16 protein-coding genes and 1 tRNA gene are annotated in these 19,587 nt (G+C 61.7%); 11 read left to right on the top strand and 6 right to left on the bottom strand.

All coding sequences use genetic code 11. The annotated features are described in order from the left end of the window. Positions 1–35 precede the first annotated feature (35 nt). The 5 genes from gspF to VLJ37_08805 are packed head-to-tail and all read right to left on the bottom strand — an operon-like array spanning position 36 to position 9,118. Positions 36–1,271 (bottom strand): type II secretion system inner membrane protein GspF, encoded by a 1,236-nt coding sequence (gene gspF / locus VLJ37_08825; protein HSA59772.1) that lies wholly within the window; start codon positions 1,269–1,271, stop codon positions 36–38. 55 nt (positions 1,272–1,326) lie between these two features. After that, on the bottom strand, positions 1,327–3,057 hold the full coding sequence (gspE, locus tag VLJ37_08820) for a type II secretion system ATPase GspE (GenBank protein HSA59771.1): 1,731 nt from the start codon (positions 3,055–3,057) through the stop codon (positions 1,327–1,329). Positions 3,058–3,100: 43 nt separating this feature from the next. Continuing rightward, on the bottom strand, positions 3,101–6,190 hold the full coding sequence (gene gspD, locus VLJ37_08815; GenBank protein HSA59770.1) for a type II secretion system secretin GspD: 3,090 nt from the start codon (positions 6,188–6,190) through the stop codon (positions 3,101–3,103). Continuing rightward, the gene (gspC, locus tag VLJ37_08810) at positions 6,177–7,127 is read right to left on the bottom strand and encodes a type II secretion system protein GspC (protein ID HSA59769.1); all 951 of its coding nucleotides are present in this window, start codon (positions 7,125–7,127) and stop codon (positions 6,177–6,179) included. Before gspC ends, gspD begins: the two co-directional genes overlap by 14 nt. A gap of 56 nt (positions 7,128–7,183) precedes the next feature. Further along, positions 7,184–9,118 (bottom strand): GAF domain-containing sensor histidine kinase, encoded by a 1,935-nt coding sequence (locus VLJ37_08805; GenBank protein HSA59768.1) that lies wholly within the window; start codon positions 9,116–9,118, stop codon positions 7,184–7,186. A gap of 110 nt (positions 9,119–9,228) precedes the next feature. On the opposite strand from VLJ37_08805, the gene rpoZ reads away from it, so the two are divergent. From rpoZ to VLJ37_08750, 11 genes are all read left to right on the top strand, one after another. Further along, the gene (gene rpoZ / locus VLJ37_08800; protein HSA59767.1) at positions 9,229–9,471 is read left to right on the top strand and encodes a DNA-directed RNA polymerase subunit omega; all 243 of its coding nucleotides are present in this window, start codon (positions 9,229–9,231) and stop codon (positions 9,469–9,471) included. 9 nt (positions 9,472–9,480) lie between these two features. Beyond that, positions 9,481–9,552 (top strand) — tRNA-Thr (locus VLJ37_08795). A gap of 30 nt (positions 9,553–9,582) precedes the next feature. Next, positions 9,583–10,191: a hypothetical protein gene (locus tag VLJ37_08790; protein ID HSA59766.1), complete on the top strand. Its 609-nt coding sequence runs from the start codon at positions 9,583–9,585 to the stop codon at positions 10,189–10,191. Between the two features lie 94 nt (positions 10,192–10,285). After that, positions 10,286–11,269: an AAA family ATPase gene (locus tag VLJ37_08785; GenBank protein HSA59765.1), complete on the top strand. Its 984-nt coding sequence runs from the start codon at positions 10,286–10,288 to the stop codon at positions 11,267–11,269. Next, positions 11,269–12,165, top strand: coding sequence for a DUF58 domain-containing protein (locus tag VLJ37_08780; GenBank protein ID HSA59764.1), 897 nt, complete (start codon positions 11,269–11,271; stop codon positions 12,163–12,165). Before VLJ37_08785 ends, VLJ37_08780 begins: the two co-directional genes overlap by 1 nt. A gap of 52 nt (positions 12,166–12,217) precedes the next feature. Further along, positions 12,218–12,748, top strand: coding sequence for a hypothetical protein (locus tag VLJ37_08775; protein HSA59763.1), 531 nt, complete (start codon positions 12,218–12,220; stop codon positions 12,746–12,748). Continuing rightward, entirely contained in the window at positions 12,745–13,749 is a 1,005-nt protein-coding gene (locus VLJ37_08770; GenBank protein ID HSA59762.1) for a VWA domain-containing protein, read from the top strand. Before VLJ37_08775 ends, VLJ37_08770 begins: the two co-directional genes overlap by 4 nt. Beyond that, positions 13,746–15,578, top strand: coding sequence for a VWA domain-containing protein (locus VLJ37_08765; protein ID HSA59761.1), 1,833 nt, complete (start codon positions 13,746–13,748; stop codon positions 15,576–15,578). Before VLJ37_08770 ends, VLJ37_08765 begins: the two co-directional genes overlap by 4 nt. Next, a complete protein-coding gene (locus VLJ37_08760; GenBank protein ID HSA59760.1) occupies positions 15,562–17,370 on the top strand; it encodes a BatD family protein in 1,809 nt (602 codons plus the stop codon). Before VLJ37_08765 ends, VLJ37_08760 begins: the two co-directional genes overlap by 17 nt. Further along, the gene (locus tag VLJ37_08755; GenBank protein HSA59759.1) at positions 17,367–18,116 is read left to right on the top strand and encodes a hypothetical protein; all 750 of its coding nucleotides are present in this window, start codon (positions 17,367–17,369) and stop codon (positions 18,114–18,116) included. The genes VLJ37_08760 and VLJ37_08755 overlap by 4 nt, the downstream gene beginning before the upstream one ends. A gap of 135 nt (positions 18,117–18,251) precedes the next feature. Next, positions 18,252–18,689, top strand: coding sequence for a hypothetical protein (locus VLJ37_08750; protein HSA59758.1), 438 nt, complete (start codon positions 18,252–18,254; stop codon positions 18,687–18,689). Between the two features lie 118 nt (positions 18,690–18,807). On the opposite strand, the gene VLJ37_08745 is transcribed toward VLJ37_08750, so the two are convergent. Beyond that, positions 18,808–19,581 (bottom strand): ABC transporter permease, encoded by a 774-nt coding sequence (locus VLJ37_08745; GenBank protein HSA59757.1) that lies wholly within the window; start codon positions 19,579–19,581, stop codon positions 18,808–18,810. Positions 19,582–19,587 lie beyond the last annotated feature (6 nt).

Raw genomic sequence — 19,587 nt, 5'->3', positions numbered from 1 at the left:
TATGTGTTCTTGTAGGGGCACGGCGCGCCGTGCCGCTACGACCCAATTTGGTTCAACTGCAAAATCGGCAGCAGAATGGACATGACGATGAACCCGACGACCCCCCCCATCACCAGGATCATGATGGGCTCCAAGAGCGTCGTCAGCGTGCCCACCATGTTGTCCACCTGCTGGTCGTAGGAGTCGGCGACCCTCGTCAGCATCGTCTCCAACTCCCCCGTCTTCTCCCCGATCGCTATCATGTGGGTCACGAGCGGCGGAAAGTGCCCGCTGCGCCTCAAGGGCTCGGCGATCGACTCGCCCTCTTTCACGCTCGTCCGCGTGGTCTCGATCGTCTGGATCAACAACGTATTCTCTACCACATTCTTGACGATATCCATAGCCTTGAGGAGCTGGACCCCCGAGGCCAGCATCGTCGAAAGCGTCCGCGCAAAGCGAGACACCGCCACGAGCTGGAAAAGCTTTCCGAAGATGGGAAGCTTGAGTGAAATCTTGTCGAAGAGCAGCCGACCCTTGGGCGTCTTGAGCCAGCGCCGGACCCCGTAAACGATCAGCGCCACGACGATGAGGACGATATACCAGTAGTTCTGGAGCATGTCGCTGACGACGATGAGGACCTTGGTCGGGAGCGGCAGCGTGGCCTTCGTGTCCTCGAAGATCTTCGTGACCTTCGGGACAACGTAGACGACCAGGAACGAGACGAGCAGCATGCCGACGCCTCCCATGATGATGGGGTACATCAAAGCGCCGAGGATCTTGCTCTTCAACGCCGCCTGCTTCTCGGTCAGCTCCGCCAGCCTTTGCAAGACCACGTCCATGGCGCCCGCGGCCTCGCCCGCACCCACCATGGCGATGTAGATGGTCGAAAAGACCTTGGGGTGCGCGGCCAGGGCGTCGGACAGACGCCCTCCCTGGATGACCCTTTCCTTCACGGATCCCAGAACGGCCTTGAGCTTGGGGTTCTCCGTCTGCTCGACCAGGGCCGCGAGGGTATCGACGATGGGGATGTGAGCCGCGATCAGCGTCGACATCTGCCGCGTCATCGTCGCCAGATCCTTGCCGCTGATGCGCTGAAAGTATTTTCCCAGGTTGACGTCGCCGCCGAGGCTGAGGCCGCCTCCCGCTTTTTTGGAACCCTCGACACCCACCATGGTGGGGAAGATGCCGATCTTGCGGAGCTTGACGCGAGCGGCCTTTTCGGACTCGGCGTCGATCACGCCCGTCGCGTTCTTGCCCTGGGCGTTCATTCCTTTGTAGGCGAAATTGGGCACTAGCTTCCTTTACGAGCCGTAGCGAGCGCTGTCCCGCGGGAAGCGGGATGGCTCTTTACGCAGCCGCTTCATCCTTCTTCTCGCGTTCTACGTCTTCTTGCGTGATCAGCATGACCTCTTCCAGAGTCGTCAAACCCTTGAGGGCCTTTTGCACCCCGTCCTCCCGGAGCGTCAGCATCCCCTTGGCCATCGCGGCCTTCTTGATCGCGGTCGCGTCCACGTTCTGCATGACGAGGGTGCGGATATCCTCGTCCATCGTCAGGAATTCGTGGATGCCGAGTCGGCCGACGTAACCCGTGTTCATGCAATTGGGACACCCGACCGCCCGGTAGAGCTGCCTGCCCTTGAGCGATTCGGGAGTAAGCCCCGCCTGCGTGAGCTCCGTCTCGCTGGGCACATACTTCTTGGCGCAGTCCAGGCAGACCTTCCGGATGAGACGCTGGGCCAGGATCGCAACCACCGATGACGAGACCAAAAATGGCTGCACGCCCATGTCGAGAAGGCGCGTGATCGACGACGCCGAATCGTTGGTGTGAAGCGTGGAGAGCACCAAGTGGCCGGTCAAGGCCGCCTGAACGGCGATCTCGGCCGTTTCCTTGTCGCGGATCTCGCCCACCAGAACGATGTCCGGGTCCTGGCGCAGGATGGCCCTCAAACCGGTCGCAAAGGTCAGGTCGATCTTCGGGTTCACCGGAATCTGGTTGATGCCGTCCAACTGGTATTCGACGGGGTCCTCGCAGGTGATGATCTTCACGTCCGGCGTGTTGAGTTCCGAGAGCGCGGCGTAGAGCGTCGTCGTTTTTCCGGAACCCGTCGGCCCCGTGACCAAGATGATCCCGTGGCTCTTGGTGATCGCCTCGCGCATCTGGGTCAGCGTCTTGCCCGTGATGCCCAGCTTTTCCATGTCCAAGACCACGTGGCTCTTGTCCAAGAGACGCATGACGATCGACTCGCCGAAGGCCGTGGGCACGGTCGAGACGCGGATGTCGATGTCCTTGCCGGCGATCTTGATCCGGATGCGCCCGTCCTGCGGCAGGCGCTTTTCGGCGATATTCAGGTTCGCCATGATCTTGAGGCGCGAGCAGATGGCGGCATAGGCCTTCTTGGGCGGGTGCATGATGTCGTAGAGGACGCCGTCCATGCGGAAGCGGACGATCAGGTCTTTTTCGAACGGCTCGACGTGGATGTCGGACGCCTTCTGCTTGACCGCGCGGAAGAGGAGCGAATTGACCAGCCGGATGATCGGGGCCTCGTCGGCGGAGTCGAGCAGATCTTGCACCTCCTCCAGTTCTGCTCCGATGGTGTCGAGGTTGCCCTCCTCCAAGTCCTCGGCCGCCTTATCGCCCATGTCGCTCATCTTGTTATAGACGTTGTTGATGGCCCCCATGATCTCGTAGGAGTTCGCGATCGCGGGCCGGATGGCCTGGTTGTAGATGAGCCTGAGGTCGTCCAGCACGTAATGGTTGAGGGGGTCCGCCATGGCCACGAGGATGCCTCCGTTCTCCCTCTTGAGCGGCAGGACCTCGTTTTTCTTGGCGTAGTTCAAGGGCAAGAGGGAGACGATGTCGGAGGAGACGTCCTCGGATTCGACCTTGTTCAAATAGGGAATGCCCAGCTGGATGGAGAGGGCTTTGAGGATGTCCTCGTTCCTCAGGAACTTGAGCTGGATCAGCGCCTCGCCCAGCTTGACCCCCTTCTCGCGTTGATAGTTCAGGGCCTCTTCGAGCTGCTCTTGGGTGAGCGTCGAATTCTCCAGCAGAATGGCGCCAAGACTACGATCTTCCATAAGTTTTCTTTAATTAACTTGGAAGGATTATAACACGTCGGAATCAGTACGCCAAATCTATATCCCCGCCGGACGGGGGAGGCGCGGACGACTCGCCGGGCGCGGCGGCGGGCGGCGGCTGTTCCGGAGCGGTCGCCTTCGTCTTCTTTTTCGTGGATTTCTTCTGGTACTTGGGCTCGATCGCCAGGTCGGAATACTCTTCCTCGTCCGGAGTCACCGGTACCGCGGCGGGAGGAGGCGTCGCCGCCGTCTCGGAGATCGGGGCCTTGGGGCTAGCCTCGGCCTTTTTGCCGTTCTTGCCGTTCGTCTTGGCGCCGGAGGGAACCGTCTCCTCGCCCGGCGCGGGCGGCGGCGGAACGAGTTCCATCGGGTACCTGTCCTCCTCCGTCGGAGGAACCGCTTCGGGCGTCCATTGGCCGGCCTTGAGGATCGCGTCGGCGTGGGTCTCGAGCTGCTTTCGAATCTGCTTTTGCTGGCCCTTGCTGAAGTTCGTCTCGATGAACCGGTTCTGCTCTTCGATCTTGCGGTTCAGGATCGCCAGAAAATCCCGGGGCTCGCGGATGATGTAGGGCGTGAGGAAGACGAGGAGGTTCACCTTCTCCTTCTCCTTGACCCGCTGCTTGAAGAGGTAGCCAAGGATGGGGATGTCGCCCAGGCCCGGGATCTTGTTGATCCGGGTCGTGTACCGGTCCTTGATGAGGCCGCCCAAGACGAGCGTCTGGCCGTTGGCCGCGACGATCGCCGTCTTGATCGAGCGTTCGGAGGTGGTGGGCCCGGCCGTCGCGGCGAAGGCGGCGTTTTGGTCCGGCAGGATGTCGCGGTCCTCCTGCGTCACCTCCATCCGGATCGCGCCCCCTTCGCTGATTTGAGGCTTCACTTTCAGGCTCAGCGCGACGTCCTCGCGGGTGAAGGTGGTCTGGAGGCTGCCGCCGATGGTCGTCGCCGAGGCGGACGGGAAAGGAACCTTTTTGCCGATCTTGATCTCGGCCTCCTGGTTGTCGAGAGTCAGGATGTTGGGAGTCGAGAGGATGTTGGCGTTGGTGTTGTTCTGCACGAACTGGATCGCCGAGAAGAACGCCGGCACCGAAACGGTGCTGGTCCCCGTCCCTCCGCCGGTGTTGGGAAGGTTGACGTCGATCGTCTGGTTGGTATTGGCGGCGCCGATCGTCCCGCTTAAGAGCTTGCTGACGTCCAAGAATCCGAACGTGCTGCCGAACAGGGCCAGGTTGTTCCCGCCGATGTTGAAGTTCTTTCCGCCCAGAATGCCGACGCCCAGGCTCTGGTTCTCGGTCACGGAGAGTTCGACGATGACGGCCTCCACGTAGACCTGGCGCCGGGGGATATCGAGCTTGGAGATCACCTGGTCGATCAGCGTGTTGTAGTCCTTGGCCCCGGCGGTGATGACGATGGCGTTCGTCCCTTCGTCGGCGGTGACCGTGAACTTGCCGGAGAACTCCGCCCCTCCCACCAGGGGCGTCGTTGCCGCGGCCGCGGCCGCGGCCCCCGTCGCCGCCGTTCCCCCGCCCTTCTTGTCCTTCGTATCCTTCGCGACGGTCCCGGCGATCGCGTTCAGGACGGTGGCCATGTCCTTGGCGCTGGCGTACTTCAGGTAATAGACGTGGACCTCGCCCTCGTCGCCCACCAGCGGAGAGTCCAGTTTCCGGATCAAGTCGCGCACCTTTTTGATGGCCATCTTGGAGGCCAGGATCACCAGGGAGTTCGTACGGTCGTCCGGAATGACCTTCCTGAGCCGCGGCGTTTCTTCCAGTTCCATCGTGGCCGCTGCAGCGGGCGTCCGCCCTCGGACGGGGGCCGCCGGGGCGCCGCTCTTCTCCGTCTCAAAAATCTGGGTGATCTTGCCCGCGAGGTCCTTGGCGTTGGCGTAAACGATCGGAATAATTTCCAGGACCTCCTGCGGCCCTTCCTGGTCGAGTTCGTTGATGAGACGCATGAGCCGGTCGATGTTCGTCCCCGAATCGGTCAGAATCAATGTGTTGGTGACCGGATACGCGAAGAGATTTCCTTCCTTGGAAACGAGCCCCTTGATGACGTTCGCCATGTCGGAGGCGCTGATGTTCTTGAGGGTGATCAGACGCGTGATGAAGCGGTCCGTGAACGGCGTCTTGTCGGTATAGAAATCGATCGGGTTGCTGAGGGCGTCCCGGACCGCCACGATCTTGAGGAGGCCCGCCGGGCCGCCGACGATGGTGTACCCCAGAACGTCCAGGGCCGACTGAAAGGCCTCCCACACCTCGTCCTTGGTCATCTTCCGTTCGCTGATGATCGTCACCTTGCCGCGAAGCTTGTCGTCCAAAAGGAAATTCTTTCCTAACGCGCGGCTGATCTGCTTGACGACCTCGCGGATGTCGTCGTCCGCGATGTTGAAGTAGATCCCTTCTTCCTCCAGTTTTTTCGCCGTCTCGGCCATCGTCTCGGCCGCCACGGGACGCATCGGCTGGGTCAGAACCGGCTCGGCGATCGCCATCGTCGACGGCGGAGCCGCTCCGCCTTCGAACGCCGGAGATGCGAGAACGGGCGGTGCTGGAGGCGGGGCCGGGGGTTCAAAGGCGATCGGTGGCGAAGGCGGCGCCGACGGAACGGGCAGCGTATAGGGCGACAAGGGTGTCGCCGTGACGGTCCCCAAGGGAGGGGCGGAGGGAACGGGTGGAACGCTGGGAATGACGGCACTCGGCATTGTGGCTCCCGGAGGTCCCGGGACCCCTTGGGGACCCTGAGGTCCAGCCGGGCCTTGAGCACCCATCTCGCCCTGCGGTCCTTGAGCCCCACTCGCACCCTGTGGTCCTTGGGGGCCAGAGAGAGGAGCTGGAGACACCGGCGAGAGCGGCTGGCTCGTCGTCACGCCCACCGGAGGCACCGGCTTGGGCTGGGGCGCGGGGGCCAGGACGGGCGGCGAGGCGAACGTCGGTCCCGCCGACATGCCTGGCCCTTGCGTCACCGTCGGAGGGAGCGCGGACGGGATTTGAGACCCGGGCGCCGCGGTCCCCGTCACTTCTCCCGGCGCCGAAACCACGGGCGGAAGCGCCACAGGCGGGAGAGGCTGCAGATCCGCCGCCATCGCGTCCACCCCGAAGAGAAAGGCCAAGAGAGCGGCCGCGAGCCTATTTGATTTCATATTCGAGTGTCTGATTTTTGCCCCCTCGAGTGACGTCCAGTGAGAAGTTTTTGGAATCTTTCATGTTGCTGAAGAGTTCCATGCCCCTTCTGATGTCCAACTCCTGGCCGTTCACTTTTTCGAGGACGTCGCCGCGGCGGATGCCCAGTTTGCTGACAAGTCCACCCGGCTTGATCGAAAGCACCTTCATGCCCGCCGGCTTTCCATCCTGGAAATTCGGGACGATGCGCACTTCCTGCTGCAATTTATCCAGGTTTTGGAGCGCATCATCAACTTCTTTTTGATCCAGAACGATTTTTCCGGCTGAGGCGCCGGTGTCTTCAGCGGTTTTTCCTCTATCAGCCGCCCCTTTCGCATCCCTGCCGTGCACCTCTTCGGGAGGCAAGAAGACGCTCTTCTTCGAGGCCCAGTCCTCCAGCTCCGCGTATTCCAGACGCCCGTTGTTGACGAATTCGATGCGGTCCTTGTCCACCTTGGTGAGTTTCACGTTGGGAGCGAAGGTCTCCTCGTCGGTCACGAAGAAGGCCTTGCTGCCCTTGGTCTTGCCTCCCGAAATCATGGCCGACGACCGGCGGTCCGTCCCGTCCCCGATGACGAGCGTGCTCTGGACCTTGATGTCCAGGCTCGTTTTCACCGCGGGCCCCATCTCGCCCAGTTGCTGCGAACTGAGATCCGACGGGCCGGTTTCGGGAGCGGCGACCTCCGCCGAATTGAAGATGTTCCGCTCCTCGATCACCTTGTAGAGGTCGAGAGAGGCCTCTCCTCCCTCGCCGGTTTCCGCGGGAGCGGACGGGGCCACGGGCACCTCCGTGACGGCGACGCTCGCGGACTCCAAGACGCCCCCCCAATACGTCGTGATCGCGCGGGCCAGGAAGTAGGCGCACACGATCAAGGCCGCCAGTTGAAGGGTCCAGTCATAGCGACGAAGCGAATACATGTTAGCTATAATTATAATAAATTATATGGCAATTATAGGACATCTTTGGCGCGGACTCAAGCGATATTCTTATTAGGAATCGAGAAGATAAAGCGGGAACCTCGACCGACTTCGCTCTCCACCCGGATCTTGCCGTGGTGGAGGTCGACGAACTGCTTGACCAGGGCCAGTCCCAGCCCCGTGCCCTGATATTCGCGGGTGAAGGAACTGTCGACCTGTTTGAAGGATTCGAAGATCGTCTGGGCATCCCTGGGCTGGATGCCGATGCCCGTGTCCGAGACCTCCACATGCATCGTCCCCTCGCGTTCTCCATCCGCCAGATACTCCACGCTGACGGCGATGCTTCCCCCGTTCGGCGTGAACTTCACGGCGTTGGAAAGGAGATTCAGCAAGACCTGTTGGAGCTTTTTCTCGTCCGCGTAGACGACCGGAAACGGCTGTGTGAGGACGCGCGTCTCGTAATGTTGATTCTTTTTCTGCAACAGCGACGCGATCATCCGATGCACGCGCTCCAAGAGATCCACCATGTCGACGGGCCCGAGCGTCAATTCCATTTTGCCGGACTCGATTTTCGCCAGATCCAACAGGCCGTTGATCATCTGAAGAAGATTCTCGCCGTTGACCAGCACCTCGCGAAGGCTCTCCTTCTGCTCCGGATTGGACGTTCCCATGACGTCTTCCAAAAGAAGCTCCGAAAAACCGATGATGGCGGTCAAAGGCGTCCGGAGTTCGTGGGACATGGTGGCCAGAAATTCGGACTTCACGCGGCTCACGCGTTCCAGTTCGATGTTCTTGCGCTTGAGTTCGGCGATGAGCATCGCGTTGTCGAGCATGAGGGCGGCCTGGTCGGCGAATCCCTCAAAGGCGCGGATGGCGTCCGGCTCGATCCACTTGTCGCGGCTGACCCCGATCAACGCCCCCAGGACCTGGCCTTCCGCCACCAGCGGCGCCGCCACGAACTTATGAAACCCGAAGCGCGTCTGGAGGGCCTCGGCCTGTTCGCGGGGGATTTCCGGCACGGCGCCTTTCAAGACCTCCGCGAACTCGTTCCGGATGATGAGCTTCTTTTTCCGCATCGCCTGATAGACCTGGTTCGTCTCGTCGTCGATCGGAAGATAAATGTCCGAAGGGTTGAAATGCAGGATCTTCTTCAATTCCTCCACGATGGGCGACTTCTCCAGGAGAAAGACCCGGATCCGCTCCGCCGCGATATCCTGATACAAGAGGAAACCCGCCGGATAGCCCATCCCGTCGTGGACGCCCTTGACGACCTCCGTGCGCACCCGCTCCAGCGTGATGCCGCTCCGGGTCAGGGCCGAGATGCGGCTCAAGGCCATCAACTCGCGGTTCTTGGCCTCCAAGGCGCGTTCCCGGATCTGGGTGAAATAGCTCGCGAGCCAGATGCCATAGATGGCGACCACCAAGAAGACGACCAGAAGCGCCAGATTCTGAAGCGGCCCCAGCCCCGAAAAGAGTCCCGGCTGCGTGAGGGGGTACGAGAACTCCCCGATCCACCCCAGATGCGTCGCGGCCAGGAGCGACGAATAGAACGAGAGAATGATGACCGAAATGACGACCGAGACGCGGTAGTTGTAAAAAAGTCCGCCGGCCGCGCAGTAGATGATGTAGATCGTGTAAAAATTGCTCTTTTCGCCGCCGGTCAGGTAGACCAGCACCGTCTGGGCCGCGACGTCCGCAACCAATTCCAAAATGAAAAAGAAGACCGGTGCGACGCCTCGCAGGATGAAAAAGTAGCAGACCGTCGTCATCACGAAGGTCAGGCTGATGATCAGCATGATCGGCTGGTCGAGGGTCAGGATCCACGGATAGAACCCCGACACCAGCCCCCAAAAACCGATGATGATGACGAGACGGAGCTTGGCCGTGAAGACGTGACGGGCGGTGAAGTCCTGAAACCGAAAATCGAGGAATTTCGGGCTCCCGACGGGGGCGGAGGCCTTGGAAATCGAGGAACCGGTCGGGGGAGTCACGGTCCGCAACGGTACACTGAGCCTGCCGGAGTGTCAATTTTCTATTGACATTTCAGGTACCTATCTCATAAACACATACCTCTTTTTTAATCACACAAAAGGAAGGTCCCTTGGCCCGCATCACCGTCGAAGATTGTCTCGATCACTGTGAAAATCGTTTCGCCCTGGTCCACATCGCCTCCAAGCGCGCGCGAGAGCTCTTCAAGGGCATCGACCCGTTGATCCAGTGCAAGAACCGCGAGGTTGTGACGGCCCTCCGCGAGATCGCGGCGGGCAAGGTCGGCTACCAGGGCGGCCCCGAGGCCCCCGTCGAAGAAGCGCCGGCCCCGATCCGCAAATCCCGAAGATCCTAACGCGTGACCGCCACGGTAGCTCAGTGGTAGAGCAGCTGATTCGTAATCAGCAGGTCGGGAGTTCAATCCTCCCCCGTGGCTTATTCTTCATTTCATGCTATCCCTCCCCGCATGAAAACGATCTCCAAACTCGCCTTTTCGATCGTCGTCCTGCTGGCAGGCCTCACGCCGCTTCTCGCCTGGGAGGTCAAGGACCTTACCGGGCGTTATGAACTGACCGGCGTCATGGAAATGGCGGGCGGGTTGGCGATCAAGGCGGACGGGACCTACACGGCGGGTTTCTCCTACGGCGCCGCGGATTGGATCGAGGAAGGGAGCTGGAAACCGGAAGGCGACGGGCTCGTCCTCTCGGGCTCCCGATTCAAGGCGCGGAACACGAAAGAGATCCCCCTGTTCCTGCCGAGCGGCACCCGTTTCGTTTACAAAGACGGACGCCTGACGGCCACGGGCCCCGGAGGCAAGGTCACCTTCGTCGATCCCAATAAGACGCCTTCGAGACGAAATAAGACCGGCGAGGCGGGCGAGGGCCGGATGATCGTGAAGGGCAAGGTCGTCCGGCTTGACTCGGAGTCGCTCGTTGTCCAGCAAGGACGGGAATGCATCGTCTTCGACGCCGCGCGCCTGTCGCCCGACATCCTCAAATCCGCCAAGCAGGGCTCGAAGATCGACGCGGAAATCCCCTACTCGTCGATCATCGGCGGCGAAAGCTGTCCCGAGTAGGGCTAAGAGTTCGTTGATTAAGATCTTTTAATCCGCCGAGGCCTGCTCTCGCTTGATTCTTGAGACCTCGGATGATACCCGGTCACTCAAAAAAATGGACCCTCAAACGATCGGACGTGAAGTCGAGAAGCAGGCACCGGCCATGGCCCGGCTGGTGGAAGAAATCGGTCGTGTCATCATCGGCCAGAAGGCCATGATCGACCGGCTGATGATCGGGCTCCTGGCCGACGGCCACCTCCTGGTGGAGGGGGTCCCGGGGCTGGCCAAGACCACCGCCGTCAAGACGCTCGCCCGGGCGATCGACACCAAATTTCAGCGGCTCCAGTTCACGCCGGACCTGCTCCCTGCGGATTTGATCGGCACCCAGGTCTACTCGCCCAAGGACAGCAGCTTCAGCGTCAAGAAGGGGCCGATCTTCGCCAACCTGATCCTTGCCGACGAGATCAACCGCGCTCCGGCGAAGGTCCAAAGCGCGCTTTTGGAGGCCATGCAGGAGCGCCAGGTCACCATCGGCGGCGAGACCTTCCCGCTTCCGAAGCCTTTCCTGGTCATGGCGACGCAGAACCCGATCGAGCAGGAGGGCACGTATCCCCTCCCCGAGGCCGAGGTGGACCGGTTTCTCCTCAAGATCCGGATCGACTATCCGTCCCGCGAGGAAGAGATCCAGATCATGAGGAGGATGGGTGTCGGTGAGACGGCCGCCGTCCGGCCCGTCCTGCATCCGGACGACATCCTCAAGGCCCGCGCCACGACCGAGACGATCTTCATGGATGAGAAGCTGTATCACTACATCGCCGACGTGGTCTTTGCGACACGCGAGCCCGAAAAGTTCGGGCTGGCCGATTTGAAGCCCCTGATCCAATTCGGGGCCTCCCCGCGCGCCTCCATCTACCTGACCCGCGCGGCCCGCGCCCACGCCTTCCTGCAGGGGCGGGGCTACGTCACGCCCCAGGACATCAAGTCGATCGGGTTGGACGTCCTTCGCCACCGCGTCCTCATCACCTACGAGGCCGAGGCCCAGGATTTGACCTCCGAGACGATCGTTCAGAGAATCTTCGATAAGATCGACGTGCCTTAATGATGCCGGCGAATACGCAAGTCCTCTCCCCCGAAGTCCTGGCGAAGTTGAAGGGAATCCAGTTCCGCATGCGGTCTCTCGTCACCGAGCTGTTCGCCGGCGAATACGTCTCCGCCTTCAAGGGACGGGGCATGGAATTCGAGGAGGTCCGGCCCTACCAGCCCGGGGACGACGTCCGCGCCATCGACTGGAACGTCACGGCCCGCACGGGGACGCCGTTCTTGAAGATCTACCGCGAGGAGCGCGAGCTCACCCTCCTCTTTCTGGTCGACGTCTCCGCCTCCATGCGGTTCGGGAGCGTGCGGCAGTTCAAGAGCGAGATGGCGGCCGAGGCGACGGCCCTCCTGGCCTACGCCGCTCTGAAGAGCAACGACAAGATCGGTCTCGTCATCTTTTCCGACCACGTGGAGCACTACCTCCCGCCGAAGAAGGGCCGCGCTCACATCTGGAGGGTCATCCGGGACATCCTCACCCACCGGTCGAAGGCGACGAAAACCGATCTCAAACTCCCCCTGGAGTTCTTGAACCGCGTGGCCAAACGAAGGGTCGTGGCCTTCCTCATCTCGGACTTCTTGGGCGGCGGCTATGATCAGGTCCTCCGCCGGACGGCGCGGCACCACGACCTGGTCGCGATCTCCATCGACGATCCCCGCGAGAAGCATATCCCGAACGTGGGGCTCATCGAGCTTCGCGACGCCGAAACGGGGAGACTCGCCCTGGTCAACACCCGCGACGGAGCCCTGCGGCGGCAATGGCAGGAGTCGTTCTCATCGGTCCGGGCCAGGAGGGACCGGCTTTTCCGGCAGTCGGGGGTCGACCACATCGCCCTGGGCACGGAGGGGTCCGCCGTCGACCCGCTCGTGCAATTTTTCCGGAGACGCGAGAGAAGGCGCTAGTCCCGCGTCCCGCGGGACAGCGCTCGCTACGGCTCGTAAGAGGAAGCTAGCCATGCCGCAGGAAGACATTCGAGGGCTGAAGGACCTTATCCACATCCCCTACCCCTTTTACGACTACCTCATCGGGGCGGCGCTGTTGGCCGCCCTCGTCTTCCTCGCCGCGATCCTCGTTCGAAGGATCTTTCGAAAGACCAAGGGGCCCGAACCGGCCGCTCCTCCCCAGCCGCTGCACGAACGGATCTTGGAGGAACTCTCGAACCTGCGGAACCGCGACGATGTCGGCCCCGGCGCCGATAAGACGTTCCATTTCCTCCTCTCCGAAATCTTCCGGCGCTATCTGGAAGGGCGATTCCAATTCGCCGCCACCGATTCGACGACGGAGGAGATCGCCGCGCATCTTCCGGATCTTGATTCCTTGACGGGGCCCCAGAGGGAGTCGATCCTCCGGATCCTCAGAGAGACCGACGCCGTGAAATTCGCCGAACGGCGCAAGTCGAAGGAGGAGGCCCTGGCCTTGATCGGCCTTGCGGAGGCCTTCGTCCGCGAAACGGCGCCGCAAGGCGCGTCGGGAGGAACGGCGTGACCTTCGCGGATCCGTCCTTTCTCCTTCTCTTTTTGATCGCCCTCCCCGCCCTGATCCTGTTTCATTCGAAGGGCGCCCCCCTTCTCTATTCGAGCCTGGAGGGCTTGAAGACCGGTCCGTCCCCGGATTCGGGGCCCCGCCCCGTCTCCGCCTGGAGGCGCCACATCCCCCTGCTCCTGCGCCTGACGGCCGCCTCGCTGATGATCCTCGCCCTGGCGCGCCCCCAGACCGGAAGGAAGCAGACGGAAATCTTGAGCGAAGGCGTCGACATCATACTGACCCTCGACACGTCCGGAAGCATGCGGGCGATGGACTTCACGATCGGGGGCCGGGAGGTGACCCGCCTCGACGCGGTGAAAGCCGTCGTCTCCGATTTCCTCCAAAGGCGTCCGGGCGACCGCCTGGGCATGGTCGTCTTCGGCGAGCAGGCCTTCACGCAGGCCCCCCTCACCCTCGACCACGACCTCCTCCAAACCTTGCTCCAGGACCTGACCATCGGCATGGCGGGAGACGCCACGGCGATCGGGTCGGCCGTCGGGGTCAGCGTGAACCGGCTGAAGGACTTGAAGGCCAAATCGAAGATCGTGGTCCTTTTGACCGACGGCCGGAGCAACGCGGGGGATCTAACCCCCAAGCAGGCGGCCGAGGCGGCCGCCGCCTTCGGCGTGAAGATCTACACGATCGGCGTGGGCTCCGAAGGCCCCGCCCCCTTCGTCATCGACTCCCTGTTCGGCCCGCAGACGGTCTATCAGGAGGCCGACTTGGACGAACCGACTCTGCAAGAAATCGCGGAGATCACGCATGCGCGCTATTTCCGCGCCAAGGACACGAAGTCGCTGTCCGAGATCTATGGCGAGATCGACCGTCTGGAAAAAAGCCAGGCCAAGGTGAAGGAGTACATGGAGTACGAGGAGCGTTTTTCCTGGTTCCTCATCCCCGGACTCTCATTGCTTCTGGCGGAAATCGTCCTGACCAGGACCTGGTTGAGGAAGATCCCATGAGATTCGGAATGCCGTCCTGTTTCTACGCCCTGCTCCTGATCCCGCCGCTGATCGCGTTTCTCATCTGGGGATGGCGTCAGAGGGAGAGGGCCTTGAAGCGTTTCGTCAGTGCCGGCTTGGACAAACGTCTGGCCGCGGACCTTTCGGTCACGCGGAGACGATGGAAGAACGTCCTTTTGATTTTCGCCGTCTCTCTCTCCCTTGTCTCCCTCACGCGTCCCCAATGGGGTTTCCGTTGGGAGGAGGTCCGGCGCCGGGGCGTGGACATCATGATCGCCGTCGACGTCTCGAAGAGCATGCTGGCGGGCGATGTCTCGCCCAGCAGGCTGGAGCGCGCCAAGCGCAAGGTCGAGGACTTTTTGAACCTCCTGCAAGGCGACCGCGTGGGATTGATCGCCTTCTCGGGCCGCGCCTTCGTCATGACGCCCCTCACCCTCGACTACGGGGCCATCCGGCTCTTTCTGGATCCCCTGTCCCCCGACCTCATCACCGCCCAGGGAACCAACGTCGGGGAGGCGATCGATCTCGGGCTGAAGTCGTTGAAACAGGGAAACCCGGACAGCCAGTCGCTGCTCTTGATGTCCGACGGCGAGGACCTCTCGGGAGACGCCCTCGACGCCGCGAAGAAGGCCGCCGAACAGGGCGTCCGGATCTACGCCTTGGGTGTCGGCACGGAGGGCGGGGCGCCGATCCCGGCCGAAGGAGGAGGATTCAAGAAGGATGCCTCGGGACAAATCGTCCTCACCCGGCTGGATGAATCCATTCTGGAGAAAATGGCCTCGCAGACCGGCGGCGTCTACGCCCGCTCCGTCGCCGACGACCGCGACCTCGAGGCGATCTACGCCGGAATGCGAGGGAAGCTGGAAGAAAAGGAACTGAAGGCCGGACGGCAAAAGCACTTCATCGAGCGCTATGCGTGGTTCCTCTTGCCCGCCCTCCTCCTGCTGATCGCGGAGTCCTTAATGAGCGAAACCAAAAACGGCGGTTTGCTGAAGAGACGCCTGGCCCTCATGATCTTGATTTCCGCCCTTTTCTCTCCGCTTTTCGGTCCAAAGTCCGCCGCGGCCTTCAACCTCCCCGGCACAATCCAGGAGGGGGAACGTCTCTATCGGGCGGGGAAATACGACGACGCCCTCCAGAAATTCCTCTCGGCCCAGATCGACCACCCCCAGGACACCCGCCTCCAATACAATCTGGGCAATACCTACTACCAACTAAAGCGCTACGAAGACGCCCGGAAACTCTTCGATGCCGCCGCAAAATCCGCTTCGAAGGACGCGCGTCTTCAGGAGCGGTCGTTGTACAACCGCGGCAACGCCCAATTCCGCTCCGACAAATTGGAAGACGCCGTCTCCTCCTACGAAGAGGCCTTGAAGATCGATCCAAAGGATGAGGACGCGCGCTACAACCTGGAATTGGCCCGGCGCAGGCTGGAGCAGAAAAAAGAGCAACAACAAGAACAGCCGAAGCAACCAAAATCCAATCAGGGTCAGGATCAAAAGAATGATCAGGGCCGGCAACAGAGCGCGCAGGACCAGAAACAGGGCAAATCCCAAGAACAACAACCGAAGGAATCGCAAGACCAACAGCAGACGGCGGAACCGCAAGACCAGCAGAAGAAGGGAGGGGAAAAGGAATCACAGGTCCCTCAGAAAACGCAGGGAAATCAAGAGCAAGAGGATCATCCGGGTCAGGGCGAACAACCCGTCGCGGGGAAGATGACGCGCGACGAGGCGGAGCGCTGGCTCTCCACCTTGCATGAGGACCGGGGACGGATTATTCCCAAGGGCCGTCAGAACGGGAAAGGCAAAAGTGGCAAAGATTGGTAGGATTTTCATCATCGCGGGTTTGATCCTCGTCCCCGCCCTCGGGCGCGCCGACGAGCCGTCGCTTGAGCTGACGGTCGACCGGACGACGGCGTCCCCCGGAGAACCGATCACGGCACAGGTGACGGTGAGCGGTCTGACCAGCCCGCCCCAACCCGTCTTGAAAAACGCCGATGCGTTCGAGATTCGGCCCTTGGGGACCTCCTCGCAGATCCAAATCGTCAACGGGCGGTACAGCGCCTCCAAGACGTTCCAATTCCAGCTCATGCCGAGAAACGCCGGGGAGTTCACCATCGGGCCCGCCGAAATCACCGTCGGCGGCAAGACGTATCAAAGCGGCACGGTCACGCTCACCGTCGCGAAGGGCGCCCAGGCGCCGGCAACCCCTCAGGAGGCCGGCGACCGAATGGCGTTCGTGACGGCGGAGGTCTCGGAAACAAACCCCTACGTCCATCAGCAGATCGTCTATACCTTCCGCTTCTACAGCCGCGTTCCCCTCCGCGGCAGCGAGCTCAAGGCCCCCGATTTTTCCGGTTTCCAGAAGGAACAGTTGGGAGACGTCCGCCATACCCAAAAGGTCATCAACGGCCAGACGTGGGATGTGAACGAGATCCGGTGGGCCCTGTTTCCCGTCGCCCCCGGCGAGACGGAGATCGGACCCACGGAAGTGGACGCCGATCTCCTGCTCCCGTCGCGACGCGGACCGTTCCGTGATCCCTTCTTCGGCGAAGATCCCCTCTTCGGGAACGATCCGTTTTTCAACGGCATGTTCCAGCCGGCCCAGAGGCGGCGTTTCTCCGCCGATCCGATCGCCGTCAACGTCCGTCCACTTCCCTCGGAAGGAAGGCCGGGCGACTTCGCGGGATTCGTCGGAACGCCCCGGTTGAGCGCCCAACTGAGCGCGCGGGACGTCGAGGTCGGGGAGTCGGCGACACTCACCTTGAGCGTCCAGGGCAACGGCGATATCCGCGACGTCCCGGCTCCGCGACTGGACGGCGGCTCGGATTTCAAGACCTACGACGACGAGCCCAGTTTCAAGTCGGCCACGGGAAATCAGGGGCTGGAGGGGACGAAGACCTTCAAGAAGGCCATCGTGCCTCTCCGGACCGGGGAGATGACCCTTCCCCCCTTCCGTCTCAGCTACTTTGATCCGAAGACCGGGCAGTACCAGACCGTCGCGACCGATCCGATCCCCATCCATGTCCGCCCCTCGAGTCATCCTGAATCCACCAACCTGCCGATCTCGGGCGGGTCCGAAACTAAAAAGCAGGAGGTGACCGTCCTCGCCCACGATCTGATGCCGATCGACCGCGGCTTGTCGGCGCTGGGGTTCCAAGACGTCTCCCCGAAGATGCGCTCCGCCTTTCTCCTCGCGGCCTTCGTTCCGTTCTTGGGTTTCCTGATCGCCTGGCAATGGCGCCGGCGTCTCGATCGCATACGCTCCGATTCGGGATTCCTGAAACGTGAAAGGGCCTCCAAGACGGCCTGGCAAGGCGTCCGAAACCTCGGTCGGGCCACCGACCGCGAATTCCCGGAACGCGCCGCTCACATCTTGAGGGGATTTTTGGGCGACAAGGCCGGGATCGACGGCGGTTCCTTGACACCCGCGGACGTCCACGCACGCCTCGAGCCCCTTCACGTGTCCCGGGAGACGAGGGATGCCGTCCGGAGATTCCTGGAGGAATGCGACGAGGCGCTCTACGGCGGCCAACCGGTGACGGCCGAGTTCAGGAAACGCCTCGCCGAGGAACTGGGAAAATTGGTCGAACGGGCCGGAAAGGAGATCCGCACATGAAGCGACTGACCCTGGCGCTGTTCTTCCTCTGCCGGGCCGGCGCGTTCGCCTTCGCCGCCGTTCCGCAAACGCCCGAAGAGATCCTTCACGGCGCCAACCAGGCCATGGACGACGGCCATTACGATCAAGCCGCCCAAGGCTACCGTTCGCTCCTGGAGCAGGGGATCGAAAACGGTGCGATCCATGGGAACCTCGGACAGGCGCTATTTCGCCAGGGGAAGGTCGGGGAAGCCCTCTTCCAGTATCGGTTGGCGGCGAGGTTAAAACCCAGGGACCCGGACCTCGAGGCGAATCTCGCCTACCTCCGGGCCCGCGCGACCGACCGGATCGAGCCGCGACACCGCAATCTGGCCGTCAGAATCCTGCAAGACCTCGCGGGCCGGATGAGCCGCCGGGAGAACTGGTTCGGCTTCATGGGTCTCTGGTTCGGTTTCTGGTCCGTCGCCGCCGCCCGCCTCTATTGGAAAAAGGACCTCCTTCGCTGGTCGTCTTGGATCGTGGGCGCCGGCCTCCTTCTGATGGCCGCCTCACTGATCCAGAAGGAGTTTCTTGAACGTCCCATCGGCGTCGTCTCGCCGGAGGCGAAGGTTTATTCCGGGCCGGGCGAGGCGAATGTCCTGCTCTTCGAGCTTCATGAAGGCGCCGAAGTCTCTCTTCTTGAGCGCGAGGAGTCGGGCTGGGTGGCGATGGAACTGGCGGATGGAAAGAAAGGCTGGGTGAAGAAAGATCATCTCGTGACGAACTGATCCCCCGATCATTCCGGGCCATTCAAGCTCCTTGGGACACGGCGCCCGGTAGAGTTTTTGCTTTGATCAGGGGAGACATTTACCACATGACATCGACTGCGTAAGATATAGGATTGCTTCACTCGGGAGGACGGCATGATCAAACGTTTCGGTCTGATCGCCGGGCTCGTTACTTTCATTTCGACGACGGCCCAGGCGCTCACGCCCCCCTTCGGGGCGAAGATGTTGAAGGAGCAGTCCGACCTCATCGTGCTGGGCGGCGTGGGCGGCAAGAGACAGAACGGGGGTATTGTCGAGAGCAACGACTGCGCGGATACGGTCAAGTACACGGCCGCCTTGACGGTCACGAAAGTCTGCATGGGCAAGGCCAAGCCCGGCGACGTCCTGCCGGTCGTGATCTTTCACAAGGACTACAAGCGCGGGTGCGTGGGTGACCAAGACGCGAGCCTGGACCCGGGCGACCAGGGGCTCTACTACTTGCGCAAGGGCGACGACGAAGGGACTTGGAGGCCGGTGCACTGGGACGGAGTGAAACTGAAGGAGGCAGGCAAACCGATGCCCTCATGCCCTTGAGTTCGGGATCATGAAACATTCCCTCATCACCTCAAAGGCCCTTCTGAATGGAGTTGAATCGTCGCCGGCCTCGGCGGACGAGGACAGGGCAAGACTGCGAACAGCAACGTCTTGATCTTCATACCATGAGCCTCCTGACCATTCTTTGAATCGCCCAGGCCGAGATGGCTGCCATCAGGATCAACGGCCAGAGGATTTCCCAGAGACCGTGGGGATACGCGACCCCCAGGACGAGGCTCCGCGCGAGTGCCACGGGGCTGGCGAGCGGCAAAAAAAGCGCCGCCTTCTGCACGAGAGGCGGCAGGGAATCGAGCGGAAAGAACGTGCCGGAAAAGAGGAACATCGGCTCGAGACCCAGGGTGAAATAGTAAGTGAAGAAATCGTAGTCCTTCGCAAAGGAGGTCATCAGCATCCCCAGCGCCGAGAAGAGGATGGCTTCGACGACGAGCAATGGGATCAGGAAAACCAGGTTCGGCAGGTATTCCTGAGGAAGGATGCCCATCGCGATCACCGCGACGAGCATGATTCCGCCTGAAAGCATCGCCTTGGTCGCGCCCCAGAGGATCTCGCCGGCGATGACTTCGCCCACGTTGATGGGGGTCACCGCGATCGAATGGTAGGTCTTCTGGATCGCCATCCGCGTGTAGGAGCTGTAGGTCGTCTCGAACGAGGCGCTGTGCATGATCGTGGAACATATGAGACCCGGCGCCAGGAACTGGACGTAGGGGTATCCCTGGATGTCCTTCACGAAGGAGCCCAGGCCGTAGCCCATCGCCAGAAAGTAGAGCACGGGCTCGCCGAGGCCACCGATGAGGCTCGTCCACCAGTAGCGTGTCCAAACGAGAAAATCGCGGTACCAGACTTTAAATGCGTATCGGATGAAGATCGTCATGATTCG

The sequence above is a fragment of the bacterium genome (assembly GCA_035454885.1).
GTDB lineage: Bacteria > UBA10199 > UBA10199 > JACPAL01.
Note: the sequence above shows the minus strand (reverse complement) of the source record. Positions and strands in the feature narration are given on the sequence as shown.

Bases quoted from the DNA above. Each gene is read 5' to 3' on its own strand.
- VLJ37_08755 (HSA59759.1), top strand. From the start codon at position 17,367: ATGAAGCGACTGACCCTGGCGCTGTTCTTCCTCTGCCGGGCCGGCGCG.
- VLJ37_08775 (HSA59763.1), top strand. From the start codon at position 12,218: ATGCCGCAGGAAGACATTCGAGGGCTGAAGGACCTTATCCACATCCCC.
- VLJ37_08790 (HSA59766.1), top strand. From the start codon at position 9,583: ATGAAAACGATCTCCAAACTCGCCTTTTCGATCGTCGTCCTGCTGGCA.
- gspE (HSA59771.1), bottom strand. From the start codon at position 3,057: ATGGAAGATCGTAGTCTTGGCGCCATTCTGCTGGAGAATTCGACGCTC.
- VLJ37_08785 (HSA59765.1), top strand. From the start codon at position 10,286: ATGGACCCTCAAACGATCGGACGTGAAGTCGAGAAGCAGGCACCGGCC.
- VLJ37_08745 (HSA59757.1), bottom strand. From the start codon at position 19,581: ATGACGATCTTCATCCGATACGCATTTAAAGTCTGGTACCGCGATTTT.
- gspC (HSA59769.1), bottom strand. From the start codon at position 7,127: ATGTATTCGCTTCGTCGCTATGACTGGACCCTTCAACTGGCGGCCTTG.
- VLJ37_08750 (HSA59758.1), top strand. From the start codon at position 18,252: ATGATCAAACGTTTCGGTCTGATCGCCGGGCTCGTTACTTTCATTTCG.
- VLJ37_08765 (HSA59761.1), top strand. From the start codon at position 13,746: ATGAGATTCGGAATGCCGTCCTGTTTCTACGCCCTGCTCCTGATCCCG.
- gspD (HSA59770.1), bottom strand. From the start codon at position 6,190: ATGAAATCAAATAGGCTCGCGGCCGCTCTCTTGGCCTTTCTCTTCGGG.
- VLJ37_08780 (HSA59764.1), top strand. From the start codon at position 11,269: ATGATGCCGGCGAATACGCAAGTCCTCTCCCCCGAAGTCCTGGCGAAG.